Raw genomic sequence first — 25351 nt, forward strand, 5'->3', positions numbered from 1 at the left:
TCCAGCGCGAGGAGCGCGATCTCACGCGTATTGCCACCTTGCGGCAGGGGCAGACGGGGATCGTCGGGAACCAGCGCCACGGCGCCCGGCGGCAGCGCCACATCCCTGCCATGAAACAGAACGCGGATCGGTGCCGCGACCGGCGCGGCCTCGACCATCGCGCGCCGGCGCGAGAGCGTAACCCCCAGCGCGCCGGGAATGCGGTCGAGCTTCTGGATCGTCACCGTGACGCGGGCCGCGCGCGGATGGGCGAGGATCTGCGCCGCGATCTTCTCGGACAGCGTCTCGAGCAGGTCATAGCGCCGGTCGGCAAGACCTGCCGCGACAGCCCCGGTCAGGATGTCATAGCTGAGGATGCGATCCACCTCGTCATCGACGCCGACGACATGGCTCGCAAGCTCGACCTCGATATCGAAGCGCAACCGCTGCGGCTGGCCCCGCTCGGTCTGGAAGGCGCCGATTTCCGCCGAGACGACGTAATCGCGCAGGTGGATGCGGTCGGGCTGGTCCATCCCCTGCATTTCTCAGGAAAACGGCCCCGCCGCAAGGGACAGGGCCGCATGGCTGTCAGATCGACCTGCCTCAGTTCGAAGCGAGGCGGCGATCCGAGCGATAGAAGTAATGGCTGCCGATGCGGGTCGTGCGCTCGAACTTGCGCGACCACGAGGGGCGGACACCGCCGGTGTGGAAATAGGTGGCACCCTTGGTCAGGTTGCGCGGCGCGCCCAGCAGCGCGGCCTGCGCGATCTTCTGGGCACGGACAAAGGCGCCGCGTTCGCGGATGCGGGCCTTTTTATAGGTGAACTGGCCGCGCTGGTTCACCACGCCGCAGACGGTTTTCGGGAACCGGGGATGATCCACGCGGTTGAGAATGACCTCGGCCACGGCGCGCTGACCCTGGGCCCCTTCGCCACGGGCCTCGTAATAGAGCGCCTCTGACAGGCATTGCAGGTCGTTCTGGCTGATCGCCGTAGCGGCGGTCGCGGTCTTCTTTTCGGATTTTTCGGCTGCACGGGTATCGGCGATTGCGGGCACGGCCGCAACGGAAGGCAGCGCAAGGGCAACACACAGGGAAACGCGCGCCAGCCAAGAGGTCGGAGTCGACATGTTGATCCTGTTACAAAGGATCCGGCACACTGTCCGGTCGGTTACTGTTTTTGACCCGCGATGGGTCTTGGTTCTGGCGGTTACTGACCAAGAACCATGCCAGATGATCCACCCCACAACCGTGCGAGCTTGCGGATTCAGGGAAAATCAACGGATTCGGGCGGAATCTCGCCTAGCTGCAAAACAGCAACGGGCAAGATCCGGCCAGTTTTGGGGAGTCTTAGGACTCGCCCGGAACCCCTGCGGCAGCCTCTTCGCGCGCCATCAGGATCGATTCCTGGGCCGCGGCAAGGCGCGCGACGGGCACCCGGAAGGGCGAACACGACACGTAATTGACGCCCGCGCGCAAGCAGAAGGCGATCGATTCGGGGTTGCCGCCATGCTCGCCGCAGACCGAAATGGTGATGCCGGGGGCATGGCGCCTCGCGCGCTCGGTCCCGATCGCGACAAGCTCGCCCACGCCCTCGCGGTCGAGGATGTGGAAAGGATCCTCGCCATAGACGCCCTGCCCGACATAGGAGGACATGAACCGCCCGGCATCGTCGCGCGACAGGCCATAGGTCATCTGCGTCAAGTCGTTCGTCCCGAAGGAGAGAAAGCTTGCATGTTCGGCGATGTCGCCGGCGCGCAGCGCGGCGCGCGGCGTCTCGACCATGACGCCCAGGCGATAGGTGAAATCCTTGCGCGTCTCGTTCCGAACGGCAGCGGCAACCGCGTCGATCCGGTTCTTGACCAACTCGACCTCGCGCCGGGCGCTGACCAGCGGGATCATGATCTCTGGCACGACCGGATCGCCGTTATGGCTGGCAAGGATCGTCGCCTCGAAGATGGCGCGCGCCTGCATGTCGTAGATCTCGGGGACGGTGATCCCCAGCCGCACGCCGCGCATCCCGAGCATCGGGTTGAACTCGCTGAGCGCCTCGACCCGGCGGGTGACGTCAGAGAGCGGCAGGTCGAGCGATTCGGCAAGCTCGCGCATCCCCTCGCGGTCATGGGGCAGGAATTCATGCAGCGGCGGGTCGAAAAGCCGGATGGTGACGGGCAGACCGGCCATGATCTCGAAAAGCGCCGCGAAATCGCTGCGCTGCATCGGCAAAAGGCGTTCCAGCGACAGACGGCGATCCTCGGGCTTGTCGGCAAAGATCATCTCGCGCATGGCGGGCAGGCGCTGGTCGTCGAAGAACATGTGCTCGGTCCGGCACAGGCCGATCCCCTGCGCCTTGAACATGCGGGCGGTGCGCGCATCCTCGGGCGTATCGGCATTGGCGCGGATGCGGATACGGCAGAACTCGTCGGCCCAGTCGAGGAGCTGGTTGAAGCTGTCATCGAGCGAGGGTTCGAGCATGGCCGCCTCGCCCGCCAGAACCTCGCCGGTGGTGCCGTCGATGGTGACGAGTTCCCCCTCGTGGAACAGACGACCGCCGGATTGCATGGTGCGGGCGCGGGTGTCGATCGAAATGCCCGACGCGCCGACGATGCAGGGCAGGCCGATACCGCGCGCGATCACCGCGGCATGGCTGGTCATACCGCCGCGTTCGGTCAGGACGGCGACGGCGGCATGCATGCCGCGGATGTCCTCGGGCACGGTCTCGCGCCGGACGAGGACGCAGCGCTCTCCCCTCGCCTCGGCGGCCTGAGCGGCGGCGGCGGTAAAGACGATCTGGCCGGTCGCGGCACCGGGGCTGGCATTGATGCCCCGCGCGATCAGGTCGCGCGGCGCGGCCGGGTCGACCTGATAATGCAGGAGGTCAGAAAGCGCGCGCGGCTCGATCCGCGTCACCGCCTCCTGCGGGGGGATGATCCCGTCGCGGGCCAGCGCGACCGCGATCCGCACCCCGGCGCGGGACGAGCGCTGGACCCGGACCGCGTCGATGATCGAAAGCTCGCTGTCCGAAACGACGAATTCGACCTGCATCTCCTCGCGCAGGCGTTCGCGCGCGGCGACGCCATAGCGGATCAGGTCGGCAAAGACCTCGGGCGCGGCCTCTTCGAGCGAGGGGCCGCGCGGATCGCGGGTCAGGTAGAGCGTCTCGGCCCCCTCGCCCTTGGCGCGGCCCTGGGTCTGACCCCGGAAGCGGCCGGTGATCCGCGGCGTCCCGGTGGTGCCGTCGACAAGCTGGATCGACCCCGATCCGGTGACGCCCGGCCCGATCGCCAGCGCCATGTCCTGAACGACGAGGCCGAGGGGCGCCTGTGCCGGAGCGCCCTTCGCCTGCCGGAGCAGCCGCGCCGTCGGCCCGTCCCAGGCCCGCGCCATGCTGCGCAGCACCTCGGCCAGTTGCCGGGTCGGGTCCTGGGGAAATTCCTCGTCGGTCTCGTCCTCATAGGCGCGAAGCGCGGCGGCGAGCCCGCCTTCTGCACCCGAGAAGCTTTCGGGATCGAGGCGCGCGACATGGATCGCATAGGACTGGACGAAGCCGAGATAGAGCGCATCCGCCGCCGGCTTGCCGCGCAACTGGGCAAGCCGCGCGTGGCAGGCGTCGTTGATGCCCACGTTCAGGACCGTGCCGGGTCCACCCCATGCCGGATTGGCGGCGGAGGGGCGCACGCTGACCAGCCCGTCCGCCCGGTCGATGATCGCCGCAAGCCGGCGCGGATCAGGGCTTTGTCCCGCCGCGATGGCGCGAACCGCATCGGCCGAGATGGCGAAGCTTTTTGGGACCGGAAGCTCCATCCGCACGAGCCGTTGCAGGCATTTCGCCCGCCAGCCGTGTCGTGCGACGACGATCCCCGCCGAGGGGGTGATTTCGACGATGGCATCGGGATCTGCAAGCGCGCTCATGGTGGCGTCACATTAGGCATGCGCCGGATCATGCCGCAAGTGCGAAGAGCGGGGGCCGACTGCCCCCGCACCCCCGTGGGTATTTTCGAAACAGTGAAGCCCTCAGCCCTCGATCCGGGCGAAATCGGCGATGAGGCGGCCTGCATCGCGGATGCGCGAGAGCAGGTTCAGCCGGTTGCGGCGGAGGATCTGGTTGTCGGCATTGATCTGCACGGTTTCGAAGAAGGCGTCGATCGGCGTGCGAAGGCTTGCGATCGCGGCCATGGCGGCCGGGAAATCCTCGAGCCGGACCGCTTCGCGGATCGCGGGTTCGGAGGCGTCGAGGGCGGCGAAGAGGGCGCGCTCCTCCTCGGTCTCGGCGAATTTCGGGTCGGCGCCGAAGCTGTATTCGACACCGTCCTTCGCCTCGGCCTGGGTAAGGATGTTACTGGCGCGTTTGAGACCCTGAAGGAGGTTGGTGCCGTCTTCGGTCTTCAGCGTCTCATTGAGCGCGGTGGCGCGGTTGACCAAGAGGACGAGGTCGTCATTGCCGGGCATGGCGATGACGGCGTCGATGATGTCGTGGCGGATGCCCTGGTCGCGTAGGAAGACCTTCAGGCGGTCGTGGAAGAAGGTGAGGAGGTCATCAGAAACAAAATTGGTGGTCTGATATTCAACCTGCATCGGGCGCGCTAGGTAGACCTCTGCTACCCGCTTTGCGTTCTCCTCTGACACTTCGCCTTCTGCCTCGACCTCTTCCCAAATGGCCCACATAGAGGCAGGGCTTGTCAGATCTCCAGTCTGCGCGGCCGCAAGCTCTTTTACTTTTCGACGAGCATCATCTAATTCAGCCCAGAGTGTCGGCCAAAGTGCCTCATGTTGGCGTGCGAAGTCCGCTTCAATTCGCTTATGCAATGCCTCGACAATTATATTCTTAAGTGATGCCCGAACCCCATTCCCCAGCACCAGCCGGATCACCCCGAGCGCAGCCCGCCGCAGCGCGAAGGGATCCTTCGACCCCGTGGGCTTCTCGTCAATCGCCCAGAACCCGGTCAAGGTATCCAGCTTGTCGGCCAGCGCGACGGCCACGGAAACCGGCGCCGAGGGCACATCATCCGACGGACCGAGCGGCGAGTAATGGTCGCGGGCGGCATCGGCGATCTCGGACGCGTGGCCTGCCGCGAGCGCGTAGTAGCGGCCCATGGTGCCTTGCAGCTCGGGGAACTCACCCACCATGGCGGAGCGGAGGTCGAGTTTCGCGATCTCGGCGGCCTTCGCAGCGGCATCCGCATCCGCCCCGACCAGCGGCGCGATTTCGCGGGCGAGCGCCGCGATGCGGGCGATGCGGTCGGCTTGCGATCCCAGCTTGCTCTGGAAGGTCACGGATTTCAGGCCCTCGGCCCAGTCGGCCATGCCCGTTTTTGCCTCGCGCAGGTCGTTCTCCCAGAAGAAGGCGGCGTCCGAGAGGCGGGCGGCCAGCACGCGCTGGTTGCCCTTCAGGATCGTCTCGCCATGGTCCGGCGTCTCGATATTCGCGACGGTGACGAAGCCCTCGATACGGCCGGTCTTGGGATTGCGGGCCGAGAAGAACTTCTGATGCTCCTTCATCGAGGTTTGCAGCACCTCGGGCGGCAGCGCGAGGAAACGGTCCTCGATGGCGCCCATCAGCGGCACCGGCCATTCGACGAGGCCCGCAACCTCGGAGAGCAGGCCGTCATCGGGCATGATCTCCCACCCGCGGGCAAAGGCGAGGTTCGCGGCTTCCTGACGGATGGCGGCCTCACGCTCGGCCGGGTCCAGCATGACGCGGGCGCGGCGCAGCTTGGCGGCGTAATCGTCGAAGCCCGAGACGGTGATCTCGTCGGGGGCCATGAAGCGGTGGCCGCGGGTGGCGTTCCCGGCCACGATGCCCTCGACCTCCAGCGGCACGACATTGGCGCCGGCCTCGTCGGTCAGGATGCAGATGATGGAATGCAGCGGGCGGACCCAGCGCAGCGCGCCCGCGCCCCAGCGCATGGATTTCGGCCAGGGGAAGTCGCGGATGGTGGCGGCCAGAACCTCGGCCACGATCTCGGCGGCGGGGCGGCCCGGTTTCGTCAGCGTGGCGAACCAGACCTGGCCCTTCTTGTCGTCGCGCGCCTCAAGCTGGTCGCGGCTGAGGCCGGTCGAGCGCAGGAAGCCCTCGAGCGCGGCCTCGGGCGCGTCGGTGCGCGGGCCCTTGCGCTCCTCGCGCGTGGTCGGGCTGTTGGCGGTCAGGCCCTCGACGGTCAGGGCCAGCCGGCGGGGGGTGCTGAACGCACCGGCGCTGGCATAGGTCAGCCCGGCCTGCACCAGACCTTCGGTCACGAGGCGCTTCAGGTCCTCGCGCGCGCGGGCCTGCATCCGCGCCGGGATTTCTTCCGAGAAAAGCTCGATCAGAAGGTCGGGCATCAGTCCATCACTCCGCGTTCGGGGGTCTTGTCGTTGAATTGGTGCCAGCCATAGGCGCGGCCGTCGGGATAGACGGCGATCACGCGATCCACGTCGGGGCGGATCTCGGGCTGGGAGAGATAGGCCTTTGCCGCCCCGGATTTCAGGTCGGCGTCAATCCGGCCCGCGTCGAAGCAGGAAAACCAGTTCGGCCCGACCAGCGGGGTCGGCTGGGCAAAGACCTCGGCATCGGCCGGCAGGGGTGCCGCGAGGCGGAAGCATCCGCGCCAGCGGATGGGCGAGCTTGAGGCGTCGATCGCCTCGAGTTCGCCGACTTCCAGCGGGACGGGCTTGCCACCGGCGACCACACTGATCTGGACGCCCGCGGGGTCGACTTCCTCGTAGAAGCCATATTCCTGCGCATACCAGACGCCCACGCCCGCGGCGATCGCGGCGCCAAGGATCAGCAGGGCGGGGACGCGGCCGTCCAAGGCTCAGGCCCCGGCCGGGAAGGCGGGCAGCGGCTCGCCCGTCGCGGCGGAGGTGGTCACGAACAGATCCGCGCAGCGCTTCGCCAGCGCCCGCACCCGGCCGATATAGGCCTGCCGTTCCGTGACCGAGATCACCCCCCGCGCATCGAGCAGGTTGAAGAGGTGGCTGGCCTTGATCGCCTGATCATAGGCCGGATGGGCCATCGGGATCACGCGGCCGGCGCTGTCGGTCTCGGCAGCATCGAGGATGCGGGCGCATTCGGCCTCGGCATCCTCGAAATGCTTCAGCAGCGTGGCGGTATCCGCCTGCTCGAAGTTCCAGCGGGAATACTCGCGCTCGGCCTGGCGGAAGATGTCGCCATAGGTCATCGGGATCGGGCTCGACGGATCGTTGAAGGGCATGTCCATCACATGCTCGACCCCCAGCACATACATGGCGAGGCGCTCGAGCCCATAGGTCAGCTCGCCCGAGACCGGGCGGCAGTCATGCCCGCCGACCTGCTGGAAATAGGTGAACTGGCTGACTTCCATGCCGTCGCACCAGACCTCCCAGCCAAGGCCCCATGCGCCCAGCGTCGGGCTTTCCCAGTCATCCTCGACGAAGCGGACGTCATGGATCATCGGGTCGAGGCCGATCGCCTTCAGCGAGCCGAGGTAAAGCTCCTGCAGGTTCGCGGGCGAGGGTTTGATAATGACCTGATACTGGTAATAGTGCTGGAGGCGGTTCGGGTTCTCACCATAGCGGCCATCGGTCGGGCGGCGCGAGGGCTGGACATAGGCGGCAGCCCAAGGCCGCGCGCCAAGACTGCGCAGCGTCGTCGCCGGGTGGAAGGTGCCTGCCCCCACCTCCATGTCATAGGGTTGCAGCACGGCGCAGCCCTGCGCGGCCCAATAGGATTGCAGCCGCAGGATCACCTCCTGAAAGCAGACCGGCTTCGCTTGGCCGTCCTTGGGGCTAGTCATCGCTGCATCCTTTTGCATAACTGGCACATAGGTCAGCCGCCTTCTAGGCAGAGGGCGGCGCAGGGTCAATGAGAGGGACTTGCCCATGCGGCGCATTGCTATCGTCTTCGGTGCGGCCTTGCCGCTGATGAGCGCGGGTTCCGCGCTGGCCGAGGATGTCCTGATCCGCATCGAGGCGAAGCGCGGGAGCGAGGCCGCGCGCGGCTCGGCGGCGGAGTGGAGCGCCCGCTTTGACGATGTCGTCACCTTCCCGCTGAGCGACGGCTGGATCGGCATTGCTCTGGGGCCGATGCCGCGTGAGGAAGCGACGGCAAGGCTGGAGGAGCTGAAGGCGAATCGTCAGGTTCCGGGCGACAGCTTCCTTGCGCCCTCGGCCGGGCGAAACGTGACGCGGGTTGCAGCGACGACCGGGGCGGTGCCCGCGCCGGACGCGGCCGAGGCCGAGGTCGCGGCCGCGCCCAATATTCCCTTGACAGAACCCGCCGCCGCGCCAGCGCCGGTCGAACCGGCCACCCCGCCGCAATTCTTCATTCGGATCGAATCCACCACCAACCGCACCAAGGCCGAGGAGATGCTCGCCAAGCGGCGCGAGACCCTGCCCGAGGCCGGGTTGTGGACGCTGCCCAGCGGCCGCCTCGCCATCGCGCTTGGCCCTCTGAACGAGACAGCGGGCAAGGCCTGGCTCGCCGCCTTCAAGGCGGCGGGGGTGATGCCCAAGGATGCCTTCCTGACCCCCGGCGCCGATATGGGCGAGGTGGCAATCGCCGGCACGACGCCCGAGCTTGCCCCACCCCCCGCCGAAGGAACCGCGCCGGTGCCGATGCCCGCGCTCGAGGACATCCAGCGCGCGCTGCGTTGGGCCGGGCATTACGACGGCGCGATCGACGGCAAGGACGGGCCGATGACGCGCGCCGCCATCGCCGAGGAACTGGTGCGCCTGCGCGCCTCGCCCGACACGGCGACGGCCATGGCCGAACTGACCCGCCGCCGCGAGGCATGGCGGGCCGAGATGGGGTTGGCCGAGCTTCGCGACGATCATACCGGCCTTGCCCTGCCCGCGCCGATGGACCGGCTGCAATTCGACCGGGCCGAGCGCGCGCTCTCGATCTATGGGCCGAAGGACGGCTCGGGCGCGGCGCTGATCCTGTTCTCCCAGCCGGGCGGCCAGCAGGAGATGCTGGATCTTGCCGGGCTTGTCACCGCGCTTGGCTGGGTGCCCGCGCCGACCCGGCAGATCCAGCGCGGCAGCGTCATCCTCGACGGGCGGAACGAGACCCATATCGGCCATGCCGAGGGCCGGGTGGTGGACGGGCATGTTCAGGGCTTCGTGCTGATCTGGCCGGTGCAGGATCCCGAGGAGCAGCGCCGCATGGCCGCCGAGATCTCGGACAACCTGTCGCGCTTTTCCCCCTCGGCGGCCGAGCTGGCCAAGAACCCGCCGGCTCCCGCCCAGACCGCAGCCGAGATGCTGGGCGCCGCCCCCGCCGTGCCGGGCATCGCAAACCCGCTGCACGACGCCGCCCCAAGCCTGCCCTAGCTGCGCCAGAAGCGCGGCAGCAGCAGGACCAGCACCGTCATCAGCTCCAGCCGGCCGACATACATGCCGATCGCCATCATCCACTTGGCGGCGGTCGGAAGCTGGTTCACCGCGCCGTTCGAGCTGAGTTCCGGCCCCCACATGACGCCCACATTCGCGATCGAGGTCCAGGCCCCGGTCAGCGCGGTGCGCGGATGCAGCCCGGTCATGGCAAGGCCAAGGATCAAAAGGCCGAAGGTCAGCATGAACAGCGTGAAGAAGGTCATCACCGAATCGACCACATCCTGTTCCAACGGCCGCCCCTCGTAGCGCAGGGGAAAGATGCGGTGCGGCGACTGCATCCGCCGCAGCTGCGCCTTCACCGCTTGGATCAGCACGAGATAGCGAAACACCTTGACCGAACATGCGGTCGAGCCGGTGCAACCGCCGATCAGCCCGACCACCACCAGCACGGCAAAGGGGAAATGCCCCCATTGGGTCGCGTCGGTCGAGACGAGCCCGGTGCCCGAGAAGGTCGAAACCACGTTGAACACCGTCTCGCGGATGATCTCCAGCGGATCCCGGGCCTCAAGCCAGAGCAGGCGGTAGATGACGATGGCCGCGATCGCATAGAAGGTCCAGCGCAGATAGGCGCGGATCTGGACGTCCCGCCAGATCGGCTCGACCGAGCCGCGCAGCAATTGCACCATGCGGATGAAGGGGATTGACGCGAGGATCATGAAGAAGGCGGCCGCGTATTCGAGCGGCCCGATATAGGGCGCGAAACTGGCGTCGTAATTCGAGAACCCCCCGGTCGAGCAGGTCGACATCGCCAGCACGACCGCGTCAAAGGGCTTCATCCCCATCACCATGAAGACCGAAATGCAGATCGCGGTCAGCGCGATGTAAACCCATGTCATCTCGCGCGCGATGTCGAAGGCGCGGGGCAGGATCTTGCCAAGGGTGTCGAAGCCCTCGGACTTGAAGAACTGCATCCCCCCGACCTTCATCACCGGCAGGAAGATCATCGCGACGACGATGATCCCGAGACCGCCCGACCAGTTCAGGAAGGCCCGCCACAGATTCGTGCCCCTCGGCAGGGTGTCGAGTTCGGGGAAGGCCGTAGCGCCGGTGGTCGTCACCCCCGACATCGCCTCGAAAAAAGCGTCGGTGAAGCTCGCATGGGGCGCGCCGATCATGAAGGGGATCGCGCCGGCCGCCGGGACCACCGCCCAGATCGCCGCCGTCATCAGGAACGCCTGTTCGAGGGTCAGCGCCTTGCTGGTTCCCTGCGTGGCCAGCGTGATCAGCCCGCCCCCGAGCATGGTCAGCATCGCCGACTCGAGGAAGGATTTCCAATGCGGATCGCCCGCCCACCAGTCGACAAACATCGGCAGCATCATCGCCGCGCCCAGCGTGATGACCAGCTTGCCGACAGTATTGGCCACGGGACGCGCGTCGATCATGGGCAATTGCTTGCCGTGTGCAGCGGCCTCCGTCAAGCGGCTGCGTCCGGGCCACCTCGCGCCGCTTGCATGCGCCGGCGAGCCTGCTTATAGAAAACGGCGATGCGGGTGTAGCTCAATGGTAGAGCAGCAGCCTTCCAAGCTGAATACGTGGGTTCGATTCCCATCACCCGCTCCATCATTTCCATTTAAGTGTCTGAAAGCGCTGATAAAACAGCAAGGCTGGTTTGTGCCAGTCCACCCTTGAAGCCACCCGCCTGAACATGCAGGCCGGGCCGAAAATATGTGGAAATTGACGCTTCCGGGTTCACCCAAGGCATACGATTCCCCTGCCCGATCTGGTCTTTAAGCCTCAAATCGGTCGGCCGTGCCGGTGCGGATTGGGGGAATCGAGGCTTACCGCTACGGCGAGCCGATGATGCTTTCCGTGATCATCCCGTTCAGGGTGTGAAGCTGCTGGACGGTCACGGTTTCGGCTCCCATGGCTTCCATGGCACGCAAGCAGAATTCCAACCTCGCAGCGACGATTTCCAGCGCTGCCATGCCCATGGCTTCGATGCTCGGCTTTCCGCCCTGTGCGATGATGACGCCAGCGGCCGGGACATGGCGCAGGGGATGACCGTAATGGGCGGCTAGCGCCAACCGCGTGAACAAGTCGGTATCCTGCTGGCGTAAGACGGCGAAGGCGAAGGCGATGCCCGCGCGGTTCCGAATGTCGATGGTGAATTCGTCAGCGTTGACGACGATGCTCATCCTAGTGCCTTCCTCAGTTCGAGCCGGGCATGGGTCAGTGCCGCTTCTGCTTCACGGTAAGGCGCGAACAGCGTCAACGGTGGCAGGTCTGGCAGGTCTTCGACCACCAGCCCCCGCACCAGCTTGGACAGCCGCGCCACCCCGCCAACACCGATCCGGTTTTCCATGTGCTGCACGGCGCGCACGACCAGCGCCTGCGTCGTCGGCGGGCCGGTCCAATCCCCGGCGTTTTCACAATCACTGTCGGACATGCCGCCCTTGACGAACAGGTCGGGACCGCCCTTCATGACCCGCTTCAATACGTTGGGCAGCGCAGCCAGCGGCCCCAGCGCGGCAAGCTGAATGGCCCCTGCATGAATATCCTCGCGCAGCACGCCCGGCAGCAGAAAGAATTCACCTATGTGATCATCGACATCCGGCTTTCGACCCGGCGAGACCCACAGGCTGCATTGCACCGAGTCGTAGGTGGCGCGGTCGATGCCAAGCGCGACCAATGCCACGCCAGCCGCAAGCGCGTGGCGCGCTTCATGCAGGGCGATATTAGGCTCTGTCGTCATCGGTTCCCCCGGTTCAACGCGGCCGTGATCAGGGCGCTGGCCTCGCCTGAAATGACTTCGCTCCGGCGCAACTCGGTATGATCGCAGACCGCGCGCAAGGCGGTCAGGTTCGCGGAAAGCAGCGCACCGAAAGTGCCTTTCAGCAGAGAAGCCGAGTCCTTTGAGACGGCGATCTGACGGACCTTCGCAAGTTCCGCATCGTGACGCTCCCGTTCCTCCCGGATGATTTCACCCACCGCGCTCAGGATGGTTTCAACGCTCGCGGTCATCTGGGTCATGCTGCGGCCTCCCTGATCTTGGCGACGACTTCGGCAACTGACAGTTCCCGGCTTTCCTCGGCCACCGGGACCGGGGCCGCAGGCGCTGACTCGGCGGGTTCGGCATCCACCCGGCTCAGAGGCACCACCTGCGCCTGTAGACGGGGTTCATCGCCAAAGTCCGCATCAGCCAGCCCTTCCTTGCGGCGGGCCTCGTTGGGGCTGTAGAGGCCCCCGGTGATGCCCTTGGTCAGGGCATCGACCCGACCAGCGAAGTCGGTGCGCATGAGGGCATCCACGTCGATCTGGCAATGGGTATCTAGGGGAAGTGCGAAGAAGGCCGAGAAGCCATGCTCGATATGCTCGATCATGAAGCCGAGACCTTGAGCCAGCCAAGTCGCCACAAGGATTTCGACGTTGTTGTAATTCGCATTGCGGGTATCCCCGACCAGCGGCAACGGCACCCGGAAGGCACGGGCGATGTCCTCGACCCCCATGCGGAAGGCTTCGACAAGCTGGGCATCTTGGCTGGTAATCGACATGGCCTGCCATTTCAGACCGGCGCTCAGGATCGGCACCCCGCCCGAGTTGAGCAGAGTCGCGTTGCTTGCCCATGCCTCCCGAAGCTGGGTCATCTGATCCTTGGTCAGACGCTCATCGGTCGAGATGACCCCCGATGGCCGGGCCATGTTGTTGAAGAACGCAGCCTGATGCGCATTGATCGCGTTGGTTGATGCGATGGATGCAGCCAGATGGGTGATCGGGCTGATTCCAATCAGCGGATGCCGGGGCGTGTAGAGCCGGAGATGGAACATATCGCGGGCGGGAACGACCATCTGGGCCGTCTCCACCGGCAGCATCTCGTTCTCACCCACGGCATAGAAGATCTCGCCTGATTCCCGGTCCACCATCGGCGTCGTCGTGCGCGGATGCAGCAGGTGAAGTTCCGCGATTTCCTGCCGGTCATTGCGATAGGCCAATGCGTAACTGTTCCCGAACAGCAGCAGCGTCTTGACCATATTCATCATGAAGTCGGTCTTGGTCGAATAGCTGTTAGGACGCCTTAGAACGCGCGACAGGGCAGAGGTGGTGATGCGTTGCACCCCCTCACCCTCATACTCAGATACGTGCCGGGCAGGCAGGGCAGCGATGGTCTGGGCATAGGCATCGACACAGGCATGGACGATGGCATTCGGGCCACCATCGATGGGATCGCGGCCCTGCTGCCAGAAATTCCACGGCCAAGCGGCCGGGATGATGCCGCCGGTAATCGGAAGCTGGTAGCCGGTCGAAGTCATACCCTTGCCGATGCCAAGGGCGGTGACGACACGATTCACGACCGGGGCCAAGGCGGTGATCTTCATTCCTTGTTCCCCCAGATTGCGGCGGCGGCAGCTTCGACCTGTTGCTGAGCACGGGCCTGACGGGCGCGCTTGGACTTGCGGTCATTCCCGGCGATGCCTTTCAGAAAATCATCTGCGGCATTGCGGCAGGGGCCATCGCCCCGTTCGATCTGGGCGCGCAGGACAGGCGCTAAATCGGCCGGGACGTTGAACCTGTCCAAGATTTCAACGGGGCTGCTGGCCGGGTTGGCGATGCCCCGCGTGACGGTCATCTGATGCACGCCGATCATGTCGGCGTGCTTGCGGCGGGCGCTGTCGATGTCCTCGCGCAGCAGCTTGGCGGTGCGGGCGAGTTGGGTGGCGGTCTCATCCAACTCGGCCAGTTCGAATGTCGGATCGGTGGTCAAGGCCGTGTCAGCCAAGGCGCGTGCGGACAAGGCGACTTCGACCAAATGGCCGGTGCCGGTGGCGGCTTCACCCCGAAGGATGCGGGCGGCGTCCTCGTATTGCCGCACGATCAGTTCGGCCGCGTCCAGCAGTTCGCCGGTCTCACGCTGCTGCTTCTGGCTGAGATTCAGTGCGGCGATCATCTGGCTTTGGCTCATGCCGCTGATGGTCTTTCCCAGCCCCAGCCCGGCCTGCATGGCGACACCGGCCACGCGAGAGGCCAGCTTGGCGGTCAGGGTGATCTGGGCCTTGCCAACGGTGACAACGGGCACATTCAGTTTTCTGCTGATGGTCATCCGGGTTTCCGCCTCATGCCGTAGCTGCGTTGCATTTCGCGATCCAGCGCCCCGGTCGAGACCAGTTCGCGCACCTTGTCCCTGATCACGATGTCCAATTGCCGATGGCCTTGGGCATCAGTGGATTCCTTGGCTTCGACCTCAGATCCGTTCTGATTGTAGATATTGACGCTCAAGCCGCTGGACGATTGCGCCGTAGCGGAAGGAACACCGCCCGGCGACACGATGGCATAGGCCGACTGCCCCAGCCCCCTAGACGCGACTGACGGCACCGTGGGTGCGGCTACCCGCAACGGGGCAGTCAACAGGTTCGCCGCGACCGGGGCCGACTGCACGCCTGCTGTCGCCGTGGTGGTCCCGGCGCTGAACACGCCCGCCGATGCCAGCGCGGACATGAACGCCTGTAGCTGCTGGCTGAACAAGAAGCGCGTCATCTCGGCCAACAGATCGTCGATGAAGTCGCCGAAGGCTTCGCTGGCGGATTTGCTGCCGTCAATCAAGTCATCGAACAGACCTTGCAGGCTGTCGCTGAAAATCTGGCCGGTGGCGCTCAGTTCCTCGTTCAAAGCCTTGGTCTGATCCGCGAGGCTGGCCTGTGCCTGCCGGTAAAGCTCTAGCTGTTCGGGGTTCAGCTTGCCCTCGCCCCCGATAGCCGCGACAGCCTCGGCCAAGTCTCGGGCCTGCTGTTCCAATTCCTGCATCGGGGTCGCGTAGCCGGAAAGCAGGCTATCCAGCGCCCGCTGGTTTTCCTCGGCAGCACGGGCGGAATCGCGGCGGGCCTTGGCAGCATCCCGGCTGGCCTGCGCCTCGGCCTGCCCGGCTTTGGTGCTGCGCTCGCGGGCGTCGGCAAGCTTGTGGTCGGCGTCGGCGATGGCGATCCGGTCGGCGCGTTCCTGATCGAAGACCCGCCCGTAAACCTCTTTCAGCCGGTCAGACAGGCCGACATTCGCCTCCATCGCCTTGCGGCGGTCCTCGATGGCGTTCAGGTCGGCGGTCAGCCGGGCGTCGATCTCGTCGGCTCCACTTGCAATCGCATCAGCCATATCCAGCGTGTGCTGGATACCCTCGCCTGCCTGCTTGCTGGCGGCATTCATGCGCCAAATGACTTCCAGCGCATCGGCGGAACGCTGGGCGAGGCCGGTGGCGGCATCGCGGGCGCGTTGCAGGCTCTCGGTCAGCAGCCCGGCGCTGGACGCCCCGTCCTTGAGGGCCTTGGCGAGGGGGTCGGCCTCATCCAGCAGTGCCGACATCGGAGCCAATGCGGCTTGCAGTTCCGGGGTCAGGTTCTCGGCTCCGCCTACGGCGGCGATGACGTAGCGGGTGAACTCGGCCATCAGCGCGTTGCGCTTCTCCAAGTTCGGTTCAGCAGCCAAGGCGGTATTCAGCGCGATGATCTTCTGTGCCGCTTCGGTGCCGTTCAGGCCCATTGCGTCGAGGCTCTTGGTCGATTGCGCGATGATCAGGTTCCACGACGCTTGGTCGCTCTGGGTCTTCCTGATCTGGCTGTCCAAGGCCGCGATCTGTTCACGCAATCTGCCGGAACCTAGAACCCCGGCATGGTCGGCCTGCTGCTGCAAGGCAGCGCGTTCGGTCAACAGCTTGTTCAGGGCTTCCTGCGCCTGCTGCGCCCCTTGGACGGCAGCAGCATAGGCAACGGCATTGGTGCCCAGCAGATTGTTCAGGGTCGCCTGTGCGGCTGCTGTGGCGCTGGTGGCGGCAGTCAGGCCCTGCTGCTTGGCGATCTGCTGATCCAGTGCCGCAAGGGCGGCGGCATTGGCGTCTCCCGCTGCCTGTGCCACGCGCAGACGTTCGGTGGCCTCGACGTAACGGTCAGCGGCTTCGCTGATCTGGTCGAGGCTTTCGGCGAAGCTCTCGGCATCCGCGCCGCTGGACTTGAGGGCGCTGCCGATGATGGGCAGGGCGGCGGCGACGGCCATCAGGCCGATGCCCACGGCCTGAGATGCGCCGGGGATGACGGTCAACAATGAGCCGAATTGCCCTAGCTGCTGGCTCGCGGCGATCCAGACGTTACCGCCCGATTGAACCTGCGTGATGAAGTCGCCTAGCTGGACGCTGGCCGCAGCGCCAAGCTGTGCGAAGCGTTGGAACTTGGACACGCTGGCATCGACCGACCCCGCGAATTCCTTGGTGGCCTGCCCGGCCAGCCGCTGTTCACGGGCCAGCGCCGCCGTCGCTTTCGCCGCCTGTGCCGACTGCTTGGTTTCTTCCTGCAAGCTGCGGTTCAGGTTCGCGATGCTGTTCAGCAGCTTGGTCGTCTCGGCGATTGCGCCGCTGGCTTCGACGTTGACGACATAAGTGCTTTGGCCGGATTGGTTCGCCATGATCAGCGTTTCCCCTTGCGGTTACGCTTCTTGCGCGCCGTGCCGATGACCGACCGGCCACCGGCACGAATGGTCACGGTCGGCAAGGAATAGGGTGCGCCACGAGTCGGCCCGCCGCTGCCGCGACCGAAGCGGATTCCGTAGGTTTCGGAGCCGGTCCAGCCGAAGCTGATGCCTAGATCAGGCCACATGCCTTGCGCGATCTTGGTGATGCGGGCGAGAAGATGGTCGGCGGCTTCAACGGTCGAGGCATGGGGCGCGATGACCACAATATGCACTGCGTCATCCGGGCTGATCTGCTTGTCAGTCACCTGCCCGGCAATCCGGCGTTGGTTGATGAAGATCGTGGCAGATGACCGCAGCCGGTAGTTGTGGTCTTTCGGCTGGTTCGAGGATGCCGGGGCCTCGCGCTGGTAGCGTGTCAGGACGAAGTTCGCCGCCTCAGCCATGAAGGGCGCGGCGTTGCTGCCTGCCGTGGTCGTGGCGTAGGGGGGCCAAGGCGGGGGGCTGACGGCCTGCCAGCTATCGACCGTGCGCGACCGGCCATTGACGCGCAGGCGGCGTTCTAGGCCGGTATCCGGCAGGTCGCCGCGTGCTTGGGCAGCGCGGGTCAACAGGGTCTGACGGTGCATCACCTCATCCCAGACCCCCGTGCGGATCATGGCCGGTAGAGCAATGGCCGGATCATCACCCAGACGCTTGACGCTGATCATCACGGGCCGACCAGTGACGCGGCGGCGGCGTCGGAATTCATGTCGAGGATATTGCCCGATGCGCCGGATTGCTGCCGGGCGCGGTCGGCCTTGAATTCCAGCAACGCGCGGACCTCGGGCCAATACATCGCGCCGACTTGATGCGGGGTCAGGTGCAAGTCATAAGCCAAGGCGATGAGCGCGCGTTCCATGCTCACGCGGTCTTCCTCGGGCGAGGTTCGTTTCCCGATACCGGGGCCTCCGCGTCTCCAACCTCGGCCCTCATGCCGTTCAGCCGCAATGCGATGGGCAGCAGGACGTTCACGACAGCCTGCGGCCAGTCGGCGACTTCCTCGGGTGCATAACGCATGCCGTCGATCTCGACGGCACAGGCTATCAGATGAAAGCCGGTCATCTCGGGGGTGGCCCCTTGCATGATCAGGGCATCGCGGGCGCGCATCTGGGAAATGACGCACGTGCGGCCTTCCACGATCACGGTTTCGGTTTTCAGTTCGAAGGCGCTCATTGCTGGGGGTGCTCCGCGACTAGGCGACTGACGGCGACAAAGGCTTGGCGCTGTGCGCGTCGGCAATCGGCAGCCATTTGATAGAGCGCGGCTTGCCCGGAAATAATTTCCGACAACTCGCGCTCGCTGATCGATGGGGGATGTTCAGGGCCGACACATGCCGGTTCTGCATCGAAAGGGTGTGAACCGGGGTGTGACAACTCGCGCTCCATGGCTGCGGTCCTGATGTAACCTGACAAAGGATAGGTTTGATCTGACCGTGTGGCAAGGATTTCTTGAGTCAAGTCAGTGTATTACGGGAAAGTATACTATCCCTTTCGGGATTCTGGTGGTTCAACCGGAGCGGGTCAGGCCGCGACCCGCTGCCGCTCTTGGCGGCGGTTGATCAGCAACTTCTCTAGCTCGCGCGGAGTCAGTTCGTGCCCATGCGCAGTGCATATGGCTTCAACCTCTCGCAGGGCGCGTGTCGTCAAGCCACCCGTCCGGCGGGCATCCTGCATCCGGACGATGATAGTGGCCCCCCAAAGGGCGCACACAGCGTCTAGGCGCAGGGCGGCGGGTGATACCAGCCAGCATGGCAGGATGACCCTTAGATCGCGCAGGATGGGCCGTGAGATGGAGCGGATCTCTTGGGGATCAGACAGCAGGCGACAGCACCATTCGAGACTGCTGGGCGCGTGCTGGCTGATGATGGTTCGCTTATCGTCGCCATCATCGGGGCGGCGGTTCAGTTCCCGGTCAATCAGAGCGATCAGCGCCTCGATAGCGCGGGGGGATGGCAAAGCGCAGGGATCAGGTCCGGTTGTAACAAGCTGAGTATCAGAGGGGGTCGGATCAGTGGCAGGTTCCATGGCGTTCAGCCTCAAACAGGGCGCGGTCATGTAGGTGTCATACGGGCCGGAATTTCTGGGAAACGGGCCAACTTTTTTGGCGGGTTTTTTCGCGCGGACAGCACCCCGGTGTGGTCTGGGGCGGGCGAGCCCTGATTCCGTAATACACCCCCCCGATCTAAGTTGACTGCCGCCACGGGGGGTGCCGCATCGTAATACGGATTCCGAATCAGCATGGGCGATGCCTAGGGTCGAGGGTATGACAGGTGATGGGTGCCGATCATTGGCGGCTGTCGGCTCCGGCACAATGGCTCAGGCCCGCGACGATGATCATGCTGATCATGCGACGATGCAAGGGTTTCATGGCCGGTGTGATCAGGCCCAACGCCCGGAGCCATCGGGGGTAATACCGCTGCTCAACAGGATGGGTACCGGCACCAAGTCTCCTGCATTCGAAAGCGCGGGCACCGTGCAATTAAAGAAGTCATGGTGCCCGCAGCCTGACTGCTCACGCCACGGCCGGGATCTTCCCTTTCCGCTTGAAACCACCACGGGACTTGGCCTGCGGTCGAGGTGCTGTTGCTGCAAGACGTGTCATTACGTCTTGCAGTGCGATCCAGCCCGATTCCTGCGGGCATTCCGGGTGCAACATCAGCCAGCCTCGGCGTGTCGGTGACATCGCGCCTGCCACAAAGTCGGCAAGCGGCATCCGCTGTGACAGGGGCCAATTACCGCGCCAGATCTCCACCATACCGAGGGTTGGGTATAAGCAGACCGCGTGCCCCGGTATTCGTGCCCCAATCTCGCGCAGGATCTCGGGATAGAGATTCATTGCAGGACGCTCCAAGTCAGCCGCTGCCGATGCGGCAGTGAGACCCGGCTGTAATCGGCAACAGTGTGTCGGACGCCGTTCATAATCATTTCGCAGGGCAACAGCAGTCTCATACCTTCATCCATCACATCGGCCACAGCGTAGCATATGACGGCGAACAGATGCTGGTCGGGCAGCGACAGATCACGACGATTCGTCGCCGTGCGATGCTTCGTCTTGTTCGTCATCAGCGCACCGTTCACCATGCGGTTTATATTCTGGTAGAGGTGATCAGGCTCGCTGTAGCTATCGCCTCTGCAATCGAAATACTCGCTGAACCGCTTCACCGCATCCAGCATGGCCGTGTAGGCGATCTGGCCCAGTTCATAGCCGACATCCCGCAGATGATCGGGTTCAATCGGCGATGGGATGGGGGCCAATTCCCGGCGCTCGGCAATGTGAGCGTCCATCGTGCGCAGGACACGCGTATCATGCTTGATCGACATGTGTTCAGCCCTCCTTCGGCTGGAATGAAGGGGTGGTCATTTCACCCCAATTATACCCGATCTTCACATCCACGAGGTCAGTCGCAGGGGCAGTCGGGAATACGGCGAGAAACGCATCGGCCATATTGGCCGTGATCAGATCCGAAACCGCACGGATGGTGGCGGGATCGTCAGCGCATTGCACAACAAGCTCATCGTGAACTTGCAGCAGGATCAGCGCACCGTAGGGCGCGATAGCATCAGCCACCCAAGCCAGCGAAAGCTGCACGATTTCCGCGCAACTTCCCTGAATCGGCAGGTTCAACGCGAGGGTGTATCTGAATCCATCCGGCTCGGTGCGCTCATCATCAGCATCGACCGCAAAGCGTTCCCATGCCCAATGCCAGCGCCGCCCAAGGACGGTTTCGGCATAGCCCTGCTTGCGTGCGGCGGCTGCCTGCCAGCCCTGCCAAGCCCTCAAGCCGGGATAGGTGCTAAAGAAGCCATCGCGGTGCCGGGCGGCTTCTTCGATGCTCATATCAACGCCGTAACCGGCAAAAGCCATGTCAGCGAAACGAGGGGCACCTGTGCCGAACAGCAGGCCGAAATTCGCGGCTTTGGCGATGGTGCGTTCCGGGCTGTCTGCTGTCAGATCCATCCGGCCGGAAAGCGACTGCGCCGTCATCATATGCAGGTCATCGCCGCGCTCGTAGACGCCCAGCATGGTGCTGTCCTGCGACAGCAGCGCCGCCGCCCTCAGTTCCATCTGAGAGAAGTCAGCCGCGATCAGAACGCAGCCGGGATCTGCAACGAAAGACCGGCGGAAAGCCTTTTCGGTGCGCTTCGGCATCTGTTGCAGGTTGGGCGATGTTGACGCGAGTCGGCCGGTCTTCGCCCCCGGCAGACGGAAGCTGGTATGCAGCTTTCCAGTCACCGGGTTGCGCTTGTCGAGCAGCGACCGCCCGAAGCTCGACAGCATCTTGTCGTATCGTTTGAGTTCAAGCGCCGTGGCGATGCCGGGGATCTGACGGGCACGCAACATGGCGAGCTTGTTGGTCGTGATCTGGCCGGAGTCGGTTCGAGGCCATGCTTCAAGCGTATCCGGTTCCAGATGCAAGGCGATCCATGCCGCGATCTGTGCCGGAGTCTTGAGCGGGTGCCCGCCGGTCTCGACAAGCAGCCTAGCCTCAAGTTCAGCCTTCTGTTCCTGCCATTCGGCGATCAGGGCGAGATGCCGGGTTTCATCTATGGCAATGCCCTGCAACTCGGCACAAGCGACCGCATGGATAGCCGCATCACAGACCTGCTGTGACTGCTGCTGGCCGGGGCTAAGCTGATGCCAGATGTCATCATGAAGCCGGTGAGCAAGCACGGCATCCAGCGCCGCATAGTCGATCTGTTCGGGTGTAAGCGTGGCTGCTGACCAGTCGGAAGCGCCCAAGGCTTTGGGCACGATCAGCCCGTAACAAAGGTCAATGGCACGGGCGAGGCTGCGGCTTTGACTTTTCGCCCAGCGCCCGCCGTCGATATGCCACATCAGTGACAGGCAATCCCCCATCTCTGCCGATACCGGGAAACCTGCATGACTGAGATGCGCGGCCTCGAATTTCGCGTTGGCGGCAGTCCATGGATATTCGGCGAGGGGTTGCAGGATCTGGGGATCGATCTGGTCAAGATCGAAGACGGCCGCGACGGTGCCCCCGGCATATGCCTGAAAGAGCCGGGGCCGCGAACGATGTGGATCAAGGGGGGCTTCCTCATCACCAAGCGGCTTCTGATGGGCTGCCCTCTTGCCGGTCTTCGTCAGGGTAACTCGCCTTTGGGTAGTGTGGTAGGCGGGCAGCGCTGCCGTCTCGATATCGACGCCGATGGGCAATCTGTTCGCCATGGCCGACAGGCCGAGGGCGAGCACCGTGTCTCCGGCCGTTGCATCATCGGTCACATAGACGACCGTGACGCCCTCAGCAGCAAGGATGTCGGCAGCAGTCGCAGCATCAGGTTCTGGCGGCGGCGGGGCGAGAAGATCCGCGATGCCGGGGGTGGTGATCAGGGCATCCCGGATCTCCACCGGCAGCCCCGGCTGATCGGCGAGCACGGCACCGGAATGGCGATCCGTGGCGATGTCGGTGACGTGCCGGGCAGCTTGAGCGAGGATCTTTTCGGCGATCATCTGGTCGTCTCCAAGAGGGGAAAGCAGCATAGAGGGGAGGGAGGGGGTCAGAATCGTGGGACAGCCGGGACAGCGGGACAGTGGCTGTTTTCATTTTTATTATCAGCTAGTTAACTGTACCAATCGGTCTTGGGACACTTCCGGGGTTTTGGGACACCTACCAAGCTGTCCCAGATCCCGCACGCTGTCCCAGAGCAGGGTGGTACAGTTAGATTTCTGTAATCATTACAGAAATTGGCAACTGTCCCGCTGTCCCGGCTGTCCCACGATTCTGACACCCCTCCCTCCCCGGTGTCCTCATGTCTCATCTGGACTCGGCTTCACCTGCGAAGTGTTGGGCCAGCCGATCAGGAGTTGGCAGCACCGGGTCTTCCGTCACGGTTTCTGTCACTGCATCCCCTAGTTCGAGGATCATCTGAACCCCGCTGCGGTCCTCCCTGTCACGCAGAAAGCCGTCAGCCTTTGCCTGATTGACAAGTCGATGCATGCTCGATTTCGTCATGTTCATCCGCTTTGCCAGCTTACGGACAGACGTACTCAACTGCGTCGTTGTGTCGGGACGCGGGCGAAAGACCATGCCCGATGGAAGGGCTGCCCTCTGAGCGGTGGCAACCTCAGCTATCATTTCCTTGATCATGTCGATCAGCCGCATGATTTCAACCGGCGGTTGCTTCTCGGCAGCAACTTCCACAGCGACATGCAGGGCCGTATAGGCAGCCTCATAGTCGGCTACGGTGGCAATGATCCGCCCCTCCGCGTCGATCTCTCGGTGTTCACGATGCAGGATGGCCGATGCCCGGATCATGCTCAGCACCTGCTCAAAGTCACGCCGGGTGCGGGTCTGTGCGATCTGGATCAGGTCACGCAGCACTGGCGCGAACGGGATCACGGTGCCGACAGGTTGCCCGGCAAGCCAGCGAATGAAGCAGTGCCAGCCGATGATTTCCGCCGTGTGGTCTTCCTGTTGATCCTGCCCGGCGGCGCGCATGGCTGCTCGCGTGATCACTTCGGCGGTTTGATCGGCACCCCCGTCGATGCCAATGCTGATCACCCGCGTCGAAAGCTCAGCGTCCATCTGATCTGAGACATTGCAGGTGAGCAACGCGACAGGGCCTGCCTTCTCGATGGTGACTGTCTTCAGCACATCATCGACAAGCTCGACCTTCTCGTGGATCAGGCGACCCTCTGACAGCAGGACACGCAGCATATGCGCCACGTCGCTGTTCTTGGAGTCAACACGCAGCGGCGCGGCTTCTTGCAGCACGATCAGGCTGTGGCGGAAATCGCGATCCGAATAGATCAGCGATTTCGGTGACAGGGTTGTCAGCACCGTCAGTTTCTCCGGCGGCATCAGCTTGGTTGTGAGCAGCATCACCGTGGATTTACCGCCGGAGGATGCGCCTTGAAGGATCAGGGAGTTCGGCCTAGCCGTCAGGCAACTGATCATCGTCAGGATCACGGCCGTGATAGCGGCATCTTCACCAACCACCCCAAGGTCATGAACAAGGGCAATGCCGGTCCTCAGCACATCCGGATCTGCCCGCAAGGTGGCGCATCCCTCACGGGCTTCGGCAAGGGCAGCGGCCTTTTCCTCAGCCGTGGGTTCTGCCGGGGCAGCCTTGGCCGGATGCAGCGTCTGAAATCCGGCCTTAACGTAATCTCTCAGGACGGCTGCCCTATAGAGTTTATTGGCACCTGCGCGGCTCAAGGCTTGCGTCAAAGGCTCGATCCGCCGGAACGGTAGCCCGTACTCGACCACCGCCTTTTCGATCACATGATCAAGAGCAGTCACGGATCTCGGATCTGCATGTGTCAGGACGCCACCGAGCATGACCTCGCCACCGGCAACAAACCGCGCGACAAGATCTTCGATCACCTCATCATCGGTGGGATAGGATTCCGGCGCAGGGGTATCGAGGCCGAAGGGCGACATCACATATACATCGGCGGTCATGGCGTCACCTTTCGACGTGACAGCGGGGGCATCGATGGCCCGCGCGGCGGTTTGATGATCAGCCCCGGCAGGTTCGGGGGTGGAGTCAGGCGGTGAGCAGCAGCCAGCGCATTTTCGAGTTCCCGGCCGCGTTCAGTCATCGGCCATGTCCAAGCGGCCATGCCCCGATGGGCGGCATCACGGATCTGTTCGTCACTCAGGCCACGCCCGACAGCGGAGGCGACAAGGGCCAGCAGCGAATTATGCCGTGATCCCTCTATCACCTGCGCCAGAGCCATGCTGAGGCCCAGCGCTGGGCCGTAGATCGGCACCATCTGCCGAAATGCGGATGTCAGGCCCGAACCTGGGTGATGGCTGTCAGCGGCCAGCGGAGCGAGCCGTAGCACCTCAGTCATGAAGGCCCTGATCTGGGCATGTGTCACAGCAGGCGGGGTATCCTGCCATGGCAAAGGACCATCCCATGTATAGGGCGTGCCCATGATCGGGTGTGCGCCTGCGACGATGACCTGTCGGCCGTAACCGAGCAACTGACAGGCCGGGTGCCCACGCATCACACCGGGAGGCAGGCCATCCGATGCAATGTAAAAGATCATGGTGCGGGGTGCCCGGCCGGTGCGCCGGAACGGGGAAGATCCTAGATGCCGATCCGCCGCCTGAATGATCGCGGCGACAAGATCCGGCGCTTCCGTGTCGATATCGACAGCGATCATGGCGGCAGGCAGTATCCAGCCGGTCAAGGGCACATGGGCATATGCGGCGAGCCGATCAGCCCAGACGGCATCAGAAACCGGCGCTCGCCACGATGACCACGGGGTCGGCAACGGGGCCTTGTCAGGGCCGCAAGGCAGCGGGATCTCCCCCGCTGCCAAGAGGTCAGGGGCCGCAGCGCCAAAGATCAGCGGCAGGGTCGTCACTCGGCTGCCTCATCGACTGCTTCGACGGTTGCGACATCACCGATACGGTTGACGACTCGCCCGTTGATTGCGTCGTTTTCGAGCCTGACCACGAAGGTCTTGCCGGTGATCAACGCGGCAGCGGTCTCAAGGTCCATGCCCTGCGGATTGCCACCGGCAGCTTCAACCAACAGGCCGACCACCATGCGATTCTGCACAAGGGAGGGGGGCAGGCTGTCGGCAGCGCCGCCACCCAGCCACAGCGGCGGCACGTCGACGAGC

The 25351-nt window shown here is 64.4% G+C and carries 24 protein-coding genes and 1 tRNA gene; 2 read left to right on the forward strand and 23 right to left on the reverse strand.

The features are described from left to right. The 6 genes from VNQ78_RS18670 to VNQ78_RS18695 form a co-directional block, all read right to left on the reverse strand. The coding region (locus VNQ78_RS18670) for a dihydroneopterin aldolase (protein ID WP_325692627.1) at positions 1 to 512 on the reverse strand (512 nt) is incomplete at its 3' end. Between the two features lie 70 nt (positions 513 to 582). After that, positions 583 to 1107 (reverse strand): cell wall hydrolase, encoded by a 525-nt coding sequence (locus VNQ78_RS18675; protein WP_325692629.1) that lies wholly within the window; start codon positions 1105 to 1107, stop codon positions 583 to 585. 220 nt (positions 1108 to 1327) lie between these two features. Further along, positions 1328 to 3889, reverse strand: coding sequence for a putative PEP-binding protein (locus tag VNQ78_RS18680; RefSeq protein ID WP_325692631.1), 2562 nt, complete (start codon positions 3887 to 3889; stop codon positions 1328 to 1330). Between the two features lie 102 nt (positions 3890 to 3991). Beyond that, positions 3992 to 6298 carry a glycine--tRNA ligase subunit beta gene (gene glyS, locus VNQ78_RS18685; protein WP_325692633.1) on the reverse strand — a complete coding sequence of 769 codons (2307 nt, stop codon included), beginning with the start codon at positions 6296 to 6298 and terminating at the stop codon, positions 3992 to 3994. After that, positions 6298 to 6768, reverse strand: a complete 471-nt coding sequence (locus VNQ78_RS18690) for a DUF6446 family protein (RefSeq protein ID WP_325692635.1) — start codon at positions 6766 to 6768, stop codon at positions 6298 to 6300. The genes glyS and VNQ78_RS18690 overlap by 1 nt, the downstream gene beginning before the upstream one ends. Positions 6769 to 6771: 3 nt before the next feature. Continuing rightward, positions 6772 to 7731 (reverse strand): glycine--tRNA ligase subunit alpha, encoded by a 960-nt coding sequence (locus VNQ78_RS18695; RefSeq protein WP_325692637.1) that lies wholly within the window; start codon positions 7729 to 7731, stop codon positions 6772 to 6774. A gap of 85 nt (positions 7732 to 7816) precedes the next feature. On the opposite strand from VNQ78_RS18695, the gene VNQ78_RS18700 reads away from it, so the two are divergent. Next, positions 7817 to 9268 (forward strand): peptidoglycan-binding domain-containing protein, encoded by a 1452-nt coding sequence (locus VNQ78_RS18700; protein ID WP_325692639.1) that lies wholly within the window; start codon positions 7817 to 7819, stop codon positions 9266 to 9268. Here VNQ78_RS18700 and VNQ78_RS18705 read toward each other — a convergent pair. Beyond that, positions 9265 to 10713, reverse strand: a complete 1449-nt coding sequence (locus VNQ78_RS18705) for a TrkH family potassium uptake protein (RefSeq protein WP_325692641.1) — start codon at positions 10711 to 10713, stop codon at positions 9265 to 9267. The genes VNQ78_RS18700 and VNQ78_RS18705 overlap by 4 nt on opposite strands. Positions 10714 to 10817: 104 nt before the next feature. Here VNQ78_RS18705 and VNQ78_RS18710 point away from each other — a divergent pair. Next, positions 10818 to 10891: transfer RNA gene (locus VNQ78_RS18710), tRNA-Gly, on the forward strand. Positions 10892 to 11115: 224 nt separating this feature from the next. Here VNQ78_RS18710 and VNQ78_RS18715 read toward each other — a convergent pair. From VNQ78_RS18715 to VNQ78_RS18790, 16 genes are all read right to left on the reverse strand, one after another. Beyond that, positions 11116 to 11466, reverse strand: coding sequence for a hypothetical protein (locus VNQ78_RS18715; protein ID WP_325692643.1), 351 nt, complete (start codon positions 11464 to 11466; stop codon positions 11116 to 11118). Then, positions 11463 to 12023: a hypothetical protein gene (locus tag VNQ78_RS18720; RefSeq protein ID WP_325692645.1), complete on the reverse strand. Its 561-nt coding sequence runs from the start codon at positions 12021 to 12023 to the stop codon at positions 11463 to 11465. The genes VNQ78_RS18715 and VNQ78_RS18720 overlap by 4 nt, the downstream gene beginning before the upstream one ends. Then, on the reverse strand, positions 12020 to 12301 hold the full coding sequence (locus tag VNQ78_RS18725) for a hypothetical protein (RefSeq protein ID WP_325692646.1): 282 nt from the start codon (positions 12299 to 12301) through the stop codon (positions 12020 to 12022). Before VNQ78_RS18725 ends, VNQ78_RS18720 begins: the two co-directional genes overlap by 4 nt. Beyond that, the gene (locus VNQ78_RS18730; RefSeq protein WP_325692648.1) at positions 12298 to 13644 is read right to left on the reverse strand and encodes a phage portal protein; all 1347 of its coding nucleotides are present in this window, start codon (positions 13642 to 13644) and stop codon (positions 12298 to 12300) included. The genes VNQ78_RS18725 and VNQ78_RS18730 overlap by 4 nt, the downstream gene beginning before the upstream one ends. Next, a complete protein-coding gene (locus VNQ78_RS18735) occupies positions 13641 to 14366 on the reverse strand; it encodes a hypothetical protein (protein WP_325692650.1) in 726 nt (241 codons plus the stop codon). Before VNQ78_RS18735 ends, VNQ78_RS18730 begins: the two co-directional genes overlap by 4 nt. Further along, the gene (locus VNQ78_RS18740; RefSeq protein WP_325692652.1) at positions 14363 to 16708 is read right to left on the reverse strand and encodes a hypothetical protein; all 2346 of its coding nucleotides are present in this window, start codon (positions 16706 to 16708) and stop codon (positions 14363 to 14365) included. The genes VNQ78_RS18735 and VNQ78_RS18740 overlap by 4 nt, the downstream gene beginning before the upstream one ends. Positions 16709 to 16710: 2 nt before the next feature. Beyond that, positions 16711 to 17421 (reverse strand): hypothetical protein, encoded by a 711-nt coding sequence (locus VNQ78_RS18745; protein ID WP_325692654.1) that lies wholly within the window; start codon positions 17419 to 17421, stop codon positions 16711 to 16713. Continuing rightward, positions 17421 to 17618 (reverse strand): hypothetical protein, encoded by a 198-nt coding sequence (locus tag VNQ78_RS18750; RefSeq protein ID WP_325692656.1) that lies wholly within the window; start codon positions 17616 to 17618, stop codon positions 17421 to 17423. Before VNQ78_RS18750 ends, VNQ78_RS18745 begins: the two co-directional genes overlap by 1 nt. After that, entirely contained in the window at positions 17615 to 17926 is a 312-nt protein-coding gene (locus VNQ78_RS18755; RefSeq protein ID WP_325692658.1) for a hypothetical protein, read from the reverse strand. Before VNQ78_RS18755 ends, VNQ78_RS18750 begins: the two co-directional genes overlap by 4 nt. A gap of 347 nt (positions 17927 to 18273) precedes the next feature. Continuing rightward, positions 18274 to 18807 carry a hypothetical protein gene (locus VNQ78_RS18760; RefSeq protein ID WP_325692660.1) on the reverse strand — a complete coding sequence of 178 codons (534 nt, stop codon included), beginning with the start codon at positions 18805 to 18807 and terminating at the stop codon, positions 18274 to 18276. A 457-nt stretch (positions 18808 to 19264) separates the two neighbouring features. Beyond that, positions 19265 to 19588 (reverse strand): hypothetical protein, encoded by a 324-nt coding sequence (locus tag VNQ78_RS18765; RefSeq protein WP_325692662.1) that lies wholly within the window; start codon positions 19586 to 19588, stop codon positions 19265 to 19267. Continuing rightward, positions 19585 to 20073 (reverse strand): hypothetical protein, encoded by a 489-nt coding sequence (locus VNQ78_RS18770; RefSeq protein ID WP_325692664.1) that lies wholly within the window; start codon positions 20071 to 20073, stop codon positions 19585 to 19587. Before VNQ78_RS18770 ends, VNQ78_RS18765 begins: the two co-directional genes overlap by 4 nt. A 4-nt stretch (positions 20074 to 20077) precedes the next feature. Beyond that, entirely contained in the window at positions 20078 to 22222 is a 2145-nt protein-coding gene (locus tag VNQ78_RS18775) for a DNA polymerase (RefSeq protein ID WP_325692667.1), read from the reverse strand. A 304-nt stretch (positions 22223 to 22526) separates the two neighbouring features. Beyond that, the gene (locus VNQ78_RS18780) at positions 22527 to 24176 is read right to left on the reverse strand and encodes a hypothetical protein (RefSeq protein WP_325692669.1); all 1650 of its coding nucleotides are present in this window, start codon (positions 24174 to 24176) and stop codon (positions 22527 to 22529) included. After that, positions 24173 to 25090 carry a hypothetical protein gene (locus tag VNQ78_RS18785; RefSeq protein WP_325692671.1) on the reverse strand — a complete coding sequence of 306 codons (918 nt, stop codon included), beginning with the start codon at positions 25088 to 25090 and terminating at the stop codon, positions 24173 to 24175. The genes VNQ78_RS18780 and VNQ78_RS18785 overlap by 4 nt, the downstream gene beginning before the upstream one ends. Then, positions 25087 to 25351: hypothetical protein (locus tag VNQ78_RS18790; protein ID WP_325692673.1), on the reverse strand; the 265-nt coding region annotated here is incomplete at its 5' end. The genes VNQ78_RS18785 and VNQ78_RS18790, both read right to left, overlap by 4 nt.

Source organism: Paracoccus sp. (in: a-proteobacteria), assembly GCF_035556475.1.
GTDB lineage: Bacteria > Pseudomonadota > Alphaproteobacteria > Rhodobacterales > Rhodobacteraceae > Paracoccus.

What these genes read in the sequence shown, in the direction of transcription:
- glyS (WP_325692633.1), bottom strand. Translation starts at nt 6,298, where the DNA reads ATGCCCGACCTTCTGATCGAGCTTTTCTCGGAAGAAATCCCGGCGCGG.
- VNQ78_RS18755 (WP_325692658.1), bottom strand. Translation starts at nt 17,926, where the DNA reads ATGAGCGCCTTCGAACTGAAAACCGAAACCGTGATCGTGGAAGGCCGC.
- VNQ78_RS18730 (WP_325692648.1), bottom strand. Translation starts at nt 13,644, where the DNA reads ATGAAGATCACCGCCTTGGCCCCGGTCGTGAATCGTGTCGTCACCGCC.
- VNQ78_RS18760 (WP_325692660.1), bottom strand. Translation starts at nt 18,807, where the DNA reads ATGACCGCGCCCTGTTTGAGGCTGAACGCCATGGAACCTGCCACTGAT.
- VNQ78_RS18695 (WP_325692637.1), bottom strand. Translation starts at nt 7,731, where the DNA reads ATGACTAGCCCCAAGGACGGCCAAGCGAAGCCGGTCTGCTTTCAGGAG.
- VNQ78_RS18720 (WP_325692645.1), bottom strand. Translation starts at nt 12,023, where the DNA reads ATGACGACAGAGCCTAATATCGCCCTGCATGAAGCGCGCCACGCGCTT.
- VNQ78_RS18725 (WP_325692646.1), bottom strand. Translation starts at nt 12,301, where the DNA reads ATGACCCAGATGACCGCGAGCGTTGAAACCATCCTGAGCGCGGTGGGT.
- VNQ78_RS18740 (WP_325692652.1), bottom strand. Translation starts at nt 16,708, where the DNA reads ATGGCGAACCAATCCGGCCAAAGCACTTATGTCGTCAACGTCGAAGCC.
- VNQ78_RS18780 (WP_325692669.1), bottom strand. Translation starts at nt 24,176, where the DNA reads ATGACCGCCGATGTATATGTGATGTCGCCCTTCGGCCTCGATACCCCT.
- VNQ78_RS18700 (WP_325692639.1), top strand. Translation starts at nt 7,817, where the DNA reads ATGCGGCGCATTGCTATCGTCTTCGGTGCGGCCTTGCCGCTGATGAGC.
- VNQ78_RS18775 (WP_325692667.1), bottom strand. Translation starts at nt 22,222, where the DNA reads ATGATCGCCGAAAAGATCCTCGCTCAAGCTGCCCGGCACGTCACCGAC.
- VNQ78_RS18765 (WP_325692662.1), bottom strand. Translation starts at nt 19,588, where the DNA reads ATGAATCTCTATCCCGAGATCCTGCGCGAGATTGGGGCACGAATACCG.
- VNQ78_RS18705 (WP_325692641.1), bottom strand. Translation starts at nt 10,713, where the DNA reads ATGATCGACGCGCGTCCCGTGGCCAATACTGTCGGCAAGCTGGTCATC.
- VNQ78_RS18735 (WP_325692650.1), bottom strand. Translation starts at nt 14,366, where the DNA reads ATGACCATCAGCAGAAAACTGAATGTGCCCGTTGTCACCGTTGGCAAG.
- VNQ78_RS18715 (WP_325692643.1), bottom strand. Translation starts at nt 11,466, where the DNA reads ATGAGCATCGTCGTCAACGCTGACGAATTCACCATCGACATTCGGAAC.
- VNQ78_RS18745 (WP_325692654.1), bottom strand. Translation starts at nt 17,421, where the DNA reads ATGATCAGCGTCAAGCGTCTGGGTGATGATCCGGCCATTGCTCTACCG.
- VNQ78_RS18680 (WP_325692631.1), bottom strand. Translation starts at nt 3,889, where the DNA reads ATGAGCGCGCTTGCAGATCCCGATGCCATCGTCGAAATCACCCCCTCG.
- VNQ78_RS18675 (WP_325692629.1), bottom strand. Translation starts at nt 1,107, where the DNA reads ATGTCGACTCCGACCTCTTGGCTGGCGCGCGTTTCCCTGTGTGTTGCC.
- VNQ78_RS18770 (WP_325692664.1), bottom strand. Translation starts at nt 20,073, where the DNA reads ATGTCGATCAAGCATGATACGCGTGTCCTGCGCACGATGGACGCTCAC.